The organism is Streptomyces chilikensis (assembly GCF_001642695.1).
Classification (GTDB): domain Bacteria; phylum Actinomycetota; class Actinomycetes; order Streptomycetales; family Streptomycetaceae; genus Streptomyces; species Streptomyces chilikensis.
The window spans coordinates 1-508 of record NZ_LWCC02000065.1 but is presented as its reverse complement, the minus strand read 5'-3'; the positions used below and the strand labels follow the sequence as shown (position 1 = coordinate 508).

The 508-nt window shown below is 75.6% G+C and carries 1 protein-coding gene; it reads left to right on the top strand.

The window, feature by feature from the left end:
- Positions 1-381: 381 nt before the first annotated feature.
- Positions 382-508: adenosylhomocysteinase (locus A2U95_RS22325; protein WP_420857036.1), on the top strand; the 127-nt coding region annotated here is incomplete at its 3' end.

Below are 508 nucleotides of genomic sequence, written 5' to 3'. Positions count from 1 at the left end.
CCCGCAGGGCGCGCCGCCGCCCCGCCGCCCCGCCGCCCCGGCCGTCACCGCCGCCACGCCCGCCGTGACGAGCCGCCCCGCCCTGTCCATCCGTCTCCCCTCGTCCGCCGCCCGGCCGGGCCCGACGAGGCCGGCCCGTGCTCCACCGGACTGGGGTCCACCCGGGCGACCGGTGTAGCTTGGGACGGAGCCAGACGTCGCTGCTGATGGCGGTCGGGCGGTTCACGCGGTGAGCGGCGGACCGGCCGAGGGAGAGAGGGCCTCCGACGGACTGCGCTGCGCGCGGGGGCAGCCCGCGCCCGCGGGGTACCCAGGTGCCCGCGGGCACCCGCATGCCCGGAACACGCCGTCGCGCAGACCAGCCGTACCCGACCTCGATCCATCATCGCCAACCGCGAGGAGCAGCACTTCATGACTGTCGACAACCGACAGGACTTCAAGGTCGCCGACCTTTCCCTGGCCGAGTTCGGCCGCAAGGAGATCAGCCTCGCCGAGCACGAGATGCCCG